Source organism: Bacillus sp. JJ1474 (assembly GCF_036965225.1).
Classification (GTDB): domain Bacteria; phylum Bacillota; class Bacilli; order Bacillales; family Cytobacillaceae; genus Cytobacillus.
Genome location: NZ_JBALPC010000113.1, coordinates 1 through 8,706, shown reverse-complemented (window position 1 = coordinate 8,706; position 8,706 = coordinate 1). Strand labels below are relative to the sequence as shown.

Genomic DNA, 8,706 nt, shown 5'->3' with positions numbered 1-8,706 from the left:
TCGTTGTACTGTTTGAAATATTTCCCTCCCTCTTACTAAATTAGGAATAATTTTACTTCCCTCTGCCCATACTGAGTGACAAATAGCTTGTTGAAGCGGGGGGTAAAAGATGTTATATCTTCACGATGTTTGGGTGAACTGGTTTGAAGGAGAAGAAAATGGATATAATGTTTGCCACTTTCATGAATGGCGTAAAGAAGATGGGGTAGAACTTTTAGACCAAGTACCATTAATCAAAATTGATTCTGTTCTGTTTAATTACATTGAAAATGATTTATCGGAATTGCCTCAACAACTGTTAGATGATATTTATCAAAAGGCTTATTTAAGGAAGAATCATGAGCGTGTCCAATTAGACTATTGTTTTGTTGTATCAGATGGAGAGGGAATATTAGCAGTTGATACGATCGGCTACAATATTCCTATTCGAAAAAGCAGGCTCATTCCAAGACAGGAACAACTAGCCTATGAAATGCTTTCTAATCATGATGCCACACCATATTCCTTTAATGATCAAAGGGCATTAAAGAATTTTCATATTCTTTCTCCCTCACCTGAATTGATGGCTGGGCTTACTAGAAAAGAAAGACAATTAAAGCAACTCATGTTTATGGCGCTAGATCAGCTTTATTCTTCCAAAAATGTAGCTGAAGTCCGTTATTGGTATACCGAGTGGAGTCCAGAAAGTTATAAGGCTATTCAGCAAATGGCTTTTGAGGAGGCTTGGCTTCAGTTATTTGAACAGAGCAAATATGGATGGACGAACAAGCATGAGCAATTCTGTGAAAACTTAATTAAAGGGCAGCCATTTTTTGAGAAATTATGGGAAATGGAGCACGGTCCTAAAGTAAATTAAGAAGAAAGCAAAAAAATCTATCATCAACGTGATAGATTTTTTTAGCTTTTATCTTCTTTTTCTTCCTAGCCCCATTGCATTTTCCATCTTTTTTAGCATTTTATTGGCAACTGCTGCAGCTTTTTCAGCACCCTGATCTAGGATGTCATCGAGCTCGTTTGATTCCATAAGGGCATAGTATTTTTCTTGAATAGGTTTGATTTCATTTATGACTACTTCAGCTAAATCAGATTTAAAATCTCCGTACCCTTTTCCTTCATACATGTTTTCAATTTCACTAATTTCTTTACCGGAAAAAATCGAATAAATCGAAAGAAGATTAGATACACCAGGTTTATTTTCTTTATCAAATTTCACGATTCCTTCAGAATCGGTTACAGCGCTTTTTATTTTCTTTTCAATTTGTTTAATATCATCAAGAAGGGTAATAGAAGCCTTCTTATTTGGATCGGACTTGCTCATTTTTTTAGTTGGCTCTTGAAGTGACATAATGCGAGCCCCAACCTTAGGGATTCGTATTTCAGGAATTGTAAATATTTCACTGTATTTTTTATTAAATCTTTCTGCCAAATCACGAGTTAATTCTATATGCTGCTTTTGATCCTCTCCAACAGGAACGAGATCAGAGCTATATAGTAGAATGTCAGCAACCATTAAAGGCGGATACGTTAATAACGCGGAAGGAACCGCATCTCTTCCAGCAGCTTTGTCTTTGAATTGTGTCATTCTTTCAAGCTCCCCAATATAGGAAATACATTGCATCATCCATCCGGCTTGTGCATGAGCAGGTACTTCGGATTGTATGAAAAGGGTAGCTTTTTCTGGGTCAATCCCAACGGCTAAATAGAGTGCTGCTAAGCTTCGAATATTATTTCTTAGCTCCAATCTGTCTTGCGGGACTGTGATCGCATGCTGATCCACAATACAAAAATAACAATTATACTCATCTTGCAGTTCAACAAATTGCTTGAGGGCACCAATATAATTCCCTAGTGTAATGGTACCGCTTGGCTGTATGCCAGAAAAGATCGTTTTCATTCGTTTTCCTCCTTTAATTTTGGCTGAAAAAGAGACAGTACAAAAGATTAAGGCTCTAATATTAATTCTATGATAAAATTTTTGGACAAAAAAAGACCATTCATCCCTAATAGATAGGGACGAATGGTCCGCGTTGCCACCCTAATTACTCAATATGAGTCACTCTTTACTATGCTTAAAGCGCGCATAGAACCCCCTGTAACGTGAGGAGACGTCATTCGTTTAATAATAGAGGGCTCAAAAGTCCATTCGATCTACATGGTTACCTGTTTCCACCATCCACAGGCTCTCTTGAAACCAAAGTAAATGTACTACTCTTTCTCATAGCCGATTGCAATTATTTTATTACTCTTAAGAATATAACAAATGAAATAAATAATCAAGAGTAGCACACAATAAATTTAAACAGAAATCATTATATTCAGAAAGTTCTTTTTTCTAGAGGGTATAAAAATCGACAAAATACCGCAAAAAAATTACTTTTTTTAAATTTTTTATTGGTCTAAAAACTCCCATTTTATAAGTACTTTCTGTATAAATAAATTAATAGATTGCTATATTCGAAACAATCTGGACTTGCAATAATTTTTTTATGAAATTATAATTAATTTAGCAAACGAGTTCTTTACAAAATGATTACGATTATTACGAAGTGTTTACAGAATAAATGTGGGGTTTTTTATTATACTAAAAAAGTAAGTTTTAACTATTAAATAAAGATGCCAAATTCCAGCTGTCTGATTATTTGTCAGAATATAGGGATAATCATTTTATTAAAAGTATAAACTTACTTTTTTATTTGCTATTACAATGTCTGTTTATCAAACTCGTTTTAATTTACAGACTTTTTCGGTAATCTACCCACAATGTACACTTGTATTTGGAGTGAAATGTAAAGAAAACGATTGCAGTAAAAAATAGGGGGTTTAAAACCGTGAAAAAAAGATTATCTATCTTTTTTAGCATGCTGTTAGTACTAAGTATGTTCCTTGCTGCTTGCGGAGGAAAAGATAATGCTGACAGTGGAGACAAAGGCGGAGATAAAGACGCAGGTAAGTCTGATGTACCGCAAGAATTAAGAGTTAATATTAATACTGAACCACCATCGTTACACCCGGCACTTGCCAAAGACTCTACTTCTGGAACAGTGCTTCGCCAAACTCTTGAAGGCTTAACACGTATTGGAAAAGATGGGAAGCCAGAAAATGCAATGGCAGAAGATGTAAAAGTTTCTGATGACCAAAAAGTATACACGTTTACAATTCGTGACTCAAAATGGTCAAATGGAGATCCTGTCACTGCAAATGACTTCGAAGCTGCTTGGAAATGGGCTTTAGATCCAAACAACCAATCAGAGTATGCATACCAGCTTTATTACATTAAAGGTGGAGAAGCAGCTAACACTGCTGGCGGTTCACTTGATGAAGTTGGAGTTAAAGCTTTAGATGAGAAAACTCTTGAAGTTACTCTTGAAAACGCAACTCCATTCTTCTTAGAGTTAACAGCGTTCTATACTTACCTTCCATTCAACAGCAAAATTGCCGAAGCAAACCCAAATTGGGCTAATGATGCTGGTGAAAACTATACAACTAACGGACCTTTCGTAATGACTGAATGGGCTCATAGTGATAAAATCGTTCTTGAAAAGAGCGAAACTTATTGGGATGCAGACGCAGTAAAACTAAACAAAATTGAAATGATCATGATCAATGATCCAAACACAGAATTATCTATGTTTGATAATGGTGAGCTTGATTGGGCTGGTGCTCCAACAGGTGCGCTTCCAACTGATGCAATGCAAGCACTTAAAGACGAAGGCCGTTTAACTACACAATCAATCGCTGGTGTTTACAAGTACAAGTTCAATACTACAGTTGAACCATTTAACAATGTAAATATCCGTAAAGCTTTTGCATTGTCAATTAACCGTCAAGAACTTATTGACAACATCCTTCAAGGTGAACAGCAGCCAGCAATGGCACTTGTACCGCCATCCATGTTTGAAGAAAATGAAAAAGGCTACTTCAATGACAATGATGTAGAAAAAGCAAAAGAATATTTACAAAAAGGATTAGAAGAAATGGGTCTTAAAGATCCTTCTGAACTTCCTGCTGTAACACTTTCTTACAATACTTCTGAAGCACATCAAAAGATTGCTCAAGCAATTCAAGATATGTGGAAGAACAACCTTGGTGTAGAAGTAAATCTTGATAACCAAGAGTGGGCTGTATACCTTGATAAAGTACATTCACTTGATTACCAAGTTGCACGTATGGGCTGGTTAGGTGACTTCAACGATGCAATCAACTTCCTTGAAATGTTCCGTGACGCTAATGGCGGAAACAACGATACTGGATGGGAAAACAAAGAATATCAAGAATTACTTGCAAAATCTGCTACTGAAGGAGATCCAGAAGTTCGTCAACAAATGTTAAAGGATGCTGAGGCTATCTTTATGGATGAAATGCCAATCGCTCCAATCTATTACTACACGAACAACTGGGTTCAAGATCCAAAACTAAAAGATGTTGTTGTATCTGGCTTAGGTGATGTACAATATAAATGGGCTTATTTTGAATAAGAATAAGTAATTAAACTTAAGGTATATGGGGGTATCTCCCTGTATACCTTAGTTTTCTGTTTTGCTGTTGCGCCTGAAAATGGCGCTTCCGCTTTCTATTTGACAAAGAAAAAAATTGGAGGTGTTAGTCAATGGCTAAATATATTGGAAAGCGCTTACTGTACATGTTAATCTCCTTATGGCTGATCGTAACTGCAACGTTTTTCTTCATGCGCATTGCACCCGGAAACCCATTTACATCTGAAAAACAGCTGCCTCCCGAAATTGAAGCGAATCTAAATGCTCACTATGGTTTGGACAAGCCTTGGTATGCTCAATACGGGGAATATTTACTTAGAGTGGCAAAATGGGATTTCGGCCCATCATTTAAATATAAAAGCCAAACGGTAAACGATTTAATTAATGATGGTTTCCCTGTTTCATTCGTGCTAGGAATGGAAGCAATTTTTCTAGCAATTGCGTTCGGGGTTCTTTTAGGGATTATTGCCGCATTAAGACATAATAAATGGCCAGATTACACGGCTATGATCATAGCAGTGTTGGGAATCTCTGTTCCATCCTTCATTATGGCATCCGTTCTTCAATACATTTTTGCAATTAAATTGGGCTTATTTCCTGTTGCCCGCTGGGAAACATTTATGCATACTGTTCTTCCAGCCTTAGCTTTAGGTTCAACACCGATGGCATTTATTGCACGTCTGACTCGTTCGAGTATGCTTGAAGTATTGAGCAATGATTATATTAAAACAGCAAAAGCAAAAGGGTTAAGTCAAGGAGTTATTACAGTAAGGCATGCAATCCGTAATGCACTTTTACCAGTTGTGACGTATTTGGGGCCTTTAACTGCTGGAATCTTAACAGGAAGCTTTGTTATCGAAAGAATCTTTGGTATTCCAGGTTTAGGTGCGCATTTCGTAACAAGTATTACAAACCGCGATTACACAGTTATTATGGGTGTAACAGTCTTCTATAGTGTATTGCTACTTGTATCTATTCTCCTTGTTGACATTGCATACGGATTCATCGACCCACGCATCAAACTTGCTGGCGGGAAGAAAGGAGAGTAAACATGCAGATTTCGAAAGATAAATTTCAACTTGTCGGATCACAATTAGAAAACGCCGAAAAAATTTCAAAGCCAAGTCTTTCATTTTGGAAAGATGTTTCCATCCGATTCCGAAAAAACAAGCTTGCTATGTTTGGATTAGTTCTATTATTTTTACTAATCATTATGGCGGCCTTTGGACCACATATGACAGAATATGATTATCGGACAAACGATTTAGCAAATAAAAACCAACCTCCATCTTCTGAGCACTGGTTTGGTACAGATGATCTTGGTCGTGATGTATTTGTCAGAACTTGGGAAGGTGCCAGGATTTCTATCTTTATTGGAGTTGCTGCTGCACTTATTGATTTATTCATCGGTGTAATTTGGGGCGGAATCGCTGGCTATAAAGGCGGACGCACAGATGAATTTATGATGCGCTTTGCAGATATTCTTTATGGCGTTCCATACTTATTGCTAGTTATCTTATTAATGGTAGTACTAGGGCAAGGACTTGGGACAATGATTCTAGCAATGACCATTACTGGCTGGATCAATATGTCGCGTATTGTCCGTGGACAAGTATTATCACTGAAAAGTCAAGAGTATGTTCTAGCCGCGAAAACACTTGGAGCGAACACGACAAGAATTATGGGTCGACATTTAATTCCAAACGCGATGGGACCAATTATGGTTACAATGACGTTAACCGTTCCATCTGCCATTTTCACAGAAGCATTCTTAAGTTATATTGGCCTTGGATTAACACCGCCTCTTGCCAGCTGGGGAACAATGGCTAATGACGGTTTGCCAGCTTTACGATATTATCCATGGCGTTTATTCTTCCCAGCTACGTTTATTTGTTTAACGATTTTTGCCTTTAATGTAATTGGGGACGGGTTACGTGACGCGCTTGACCCAAGACTTCGCAAATAAACTAGAAATGCGGGAGCTAGACAAAGGAGTGAGAAAATGGAAAAAATACTTGAAGTGAAAGATTTAGAAGTCTCGTTCCAAACATATGGAGGAAATGTGAAAGCAGTCCGCGGGGTTAGCTTTGACCTTTATAAAGGAGAGACACTCGCTATTGTTGGTGAATCAGGGTCCGGTAAAAGTGTTACCTCCCAGACAATTATGAAATTAATTCCAATGCCTCCAGGAAAAATTACTGGTGGACAAATTCTTTTCAACGGTGAAGACATTGTTCCAAAAACAGATAAACAAATGGAAAAAATCCGCGGAAAAGAAATCAGTATGATTTTCCAGGATCCAATGACTTCTCTAAATCCAACAATGAAAATTGGCTATCAGATTATGGAAGGTCTGATTAAGCATCAAAATATGTCAAAGCAGGCTGCTAAAGCACGTGCAGTGGAACTGCTTAGTCTAGTTGGTATTCCAATGCCGGAAAGACGTGTCAACCAATACCCACACGAATTTTCGGGCGGAATGAGACAGCGTGCGATGATCGCTATTGCACTTGCTGCAAATCCGAAGCTTTTAATTGCTGATGAGCCAACTACAGCTCTTGATGTAACGATTCAAGCACAAATTCTTGATTTAATGAAAGACTTACAAAGCAAAATGGATACGTCCATTATCTTTATTACTCATGATCTTGGAGTTGTTGCAAACGTAGCAGATCGAGTAGCTGTTATGTATGCGGGACAAATTGTGGAGATGGGTACTGTAGATGAGATTTTCTACGACCCTCGGCATCCTTATACATGGGGGCTTCTAGCATCTATGCCGAGCTTAGACAATGATGATAAAGCAGATCTTGCTGCAATACCAGGTACACCTCCAGACTTAACTAATCCTCCAAAAGGAGATGCTTTTGCAGCGAGAAATAAATATGCGCTTGCGATAGACTTTGAAGAGGAACCGCCAATGTATCAAATTTCTGATACGCATTTTGCAAAAACATGGCTTCTTCATCCAGATGCACCAAAGGTAGAACCGCCTGAAGCAGTTCAAAAACGGATGCGCAAATTATCCTCCACATATAAACAACCAGTCTTAGTGAAGGAGGGTAAATAAACATGGCTGAAAAATTATTAGAAATAAAAAATTTAAAGCAGCATTTCAATGTAGGGAAACCTAACATGGTTAAAGCTGTCGATGGTATAACTTTTGACATTTTCAAAGGTGAAACATTGGGACTTGTTGGTGAATCGGGATGTGGAAAATCAACTACCGGCCGAACGATTATTCGTCTGTATGATGCTACTGATGGCCAGGTTCTCTTCAATGGAGAAGACGTACATGGCAGGAAATCAGCAAAAGAATTAAAGAAATTCAATCGAAAAATGCAAATGATATTCCAAGATCCTTATGCCTCACTTAACCCTCGTATGACCGTTGCAGATATCATTGCTGAAGGAATTGATATTCACGGTTTAGCGAAAGGCAAAAAAGATCGAATGGAAAGAGTTTATGAACTATTAGAAACGGTTGGTTTAAATAAAGAGCATGCTAACCGCTATCCTCATGAATTCTCTGGCGGTCAAAGACAGCGTATTGGTATTGCAAGAGCATTGGCTGTTGAACCTGACTTTATTATTGCCGATGAGCCAATTTCTGCACTCGACGTTTCTATTCAAGCTCAAGTAGTTAACTTACTGAAAAACTTGCAGCGTGAAAAAGGATTAACGTATCTTTTTATCGCTCATGATCTTTCAATGGTTAAATATATTAGTGACCGTATTGGTGTTATGTACTTCGGAAAGCTTGTTGAGCTTGCCAGTGCGGAGGATCTATATAATAATCCAATGCACCCATACACTCAATCTTTATTGTCTGCGATTCCACTTCCAGATCCAGATACAGAGCGTACGCGCAAACGTATTTCATATGATCCGAAGGTCCATAACTATAGTGATAACGAAAAGCTTGAAATGCGAGAAATTACACCAGGACACTTCGTGTATTGCTCGGAAAAAGAAGAAAAACAATATAAAGAGCAATATGCTAAATGATAAAAACGATCTCTTGGATGAGATCGTTTTTCCTTTTTAAGAAAAACTAAACCTTTTACGCTTTTACGCTTTTGTTTAATAAAGAATTCTTTTTAAAAGTATACAACAAATTAATTAAAAATACTATTGAAAATTTTTGTTTAATTTATATTATTAAAAAATAAAAAGAGACTGAGTTTCAGTCTCTTTCCGATCTATATATGAT

7 protein-coding genes and 1 other annotated feature are annotated in these 8,706 nt (G+C 37.4%); of the genes, 6 read left to right on the top strand and 1 reads right to left on the bottom strand.

The window, feature by feature from the left end; genetic code table 11:
• Positions 1-109: 109 nt before the first annotated feature.
• Entirely contained in the window at positions 110-856 is a 747-nt protein-coding gene (locus V7164_RS15000; RefSeq protein WP_335347992.1) for a YjbA family protein, read from the top strand.
• Positions 857-904: 48 nt separating this feature from the next.
• Here the strand turns inward: V7164_RS15000 and trpS are convergent, their stop codons facing one another.
• Entirely contained in the window at positions 905-1,894 is a 990-nt protein-coding gene (gene trpS / locus V7164_RS14995; protein WP_335354487.1) for a tryptophan--tRNA ligase, read from the bottom strand.
• Positions 1,895-2,006: 112 nt separating this feature from the next.
• Positions 2,007-2,228: a binding site (T-box leader), on the bottom strand.
• 600 nt (positions 2,229-2,828) lie between these two features.
• On the opposite strand from trpS, the gene V7164_RS14990 reads away from it, so the two are divergent.
• The 5 genes from V7164_RS14990 (at position 2,829) to V7164_RS14970 (ending at position 8,501) form a co-directional block, all read left to right on the top strand.
• Positions 2,829-4,475: a peptide ABC transporter substrate-binding protein gene (locus V7164_RS14990; protein ID WP_335354486.1), complete on the top strand. Its 1,647-nt coding sequence runs from the start codon at positions 2,829-2,831 to the stop codon at positions 4,473-4,475.
• A 131-nt stretch (positions 4,476-4,606) separates the two neighbouring features.
• The gene (locus tag V7164_RS14985) at positions 4,607-5,542 is read left to right on the top strand and encodes an ABC transporter permease (protein ID WP_335345701.1); all 936 of its coding nucleotides are present in this window, start codon (positions 4,607-4,609) and stop codon (positions 5,540-5,542) included.
• A gap of 2 nt (positions 5,543-5,544) precedes the next feature.
• The gene (locus V7164_RS14980) at positions 5,545-6,459 is read left to right on the top strand and encodes an ABC transporter permease (protein WP_335345700.1); all 915 of its coding nucleotides are present in this window, start codon (positions 5,545-5,547) and stop codon (positions 6,457-6,459) included.
• A gap of 36 nt (positions 6,460-6,495) precedes the next feature.
• Positions 6,496-7,563: an ABC transporter ATP-binding protein gene (locus V7164_RS14975; protein WP_335345699.1), complete on the top strand. Its 1,068-nt coding sequence runs from the start codon at positions 6,496-6,498 to the stop codon at positions 7,561-7,563.
• A 2-nt stretch (positions 7,564-7,565) separates the two neighbouring features.
• Positions 7,566-8,501 carry an ABC transporter ATP-binding protein gene (locus V7164_RS14970; protein WP_335345698.1) on the top strand — a complete coding sequence of 312 codons (936 nt, stop codon included), beginning with the start codon at positions 7,566-7,568 and terminating at the stop codon, positions 8,499-8,501.
• Positions 8,502-8,706 lie beyond the last annotated feature (205 nt).

What these genes read in the sequence shown, in the direction of transcription:
- V7164_RS15000 (WP_335347992.1), top strand. Translation starts at nt 110, where the DNA reads ATGTTATATCTTCACGATGTTTGGGTGAACTGGTTTGAAGGAGAAGAA.
- trpS (WP_335354487.1), bottom strand. Translation starts at nt 1,894, where the DNA reads ATGAAAACGATCTTTTCTGGCATACAGCCAAGCGGTACCATTACACTA.
- V7164_RS14985 (WP_335345701.1), top strand. Translation starts at nt 4,607, where the DNA reads ATGGCTAAATATATTGGAAAGCGCTTACTGTACATGTTAATCTCCTTA.
- V7164_RS14980 (WP_335345700.1), top strand. Translation starts at nt 5,545, where the DNA reads ATGCAGATTTCGAAAGATAAATTTCAACTTGTCGGATCACAATTAGAA.
- V7164_RS14975 (WP_335345699.1), top strand. Translation starts at nt 6,496, where the DNA reads ATGGAAAAAATACTTGAAGTGAAAGATTTAGAAGTCTCGTTCCAAACA.
- V7164_RS14970 (WP_335345698.1), top strand. Translation starts at nt 7,566, where the DNA reads ATGGCTGAAAAATTATTAGAAATAAAAAATTTAAAGCAGCATTTCAAT.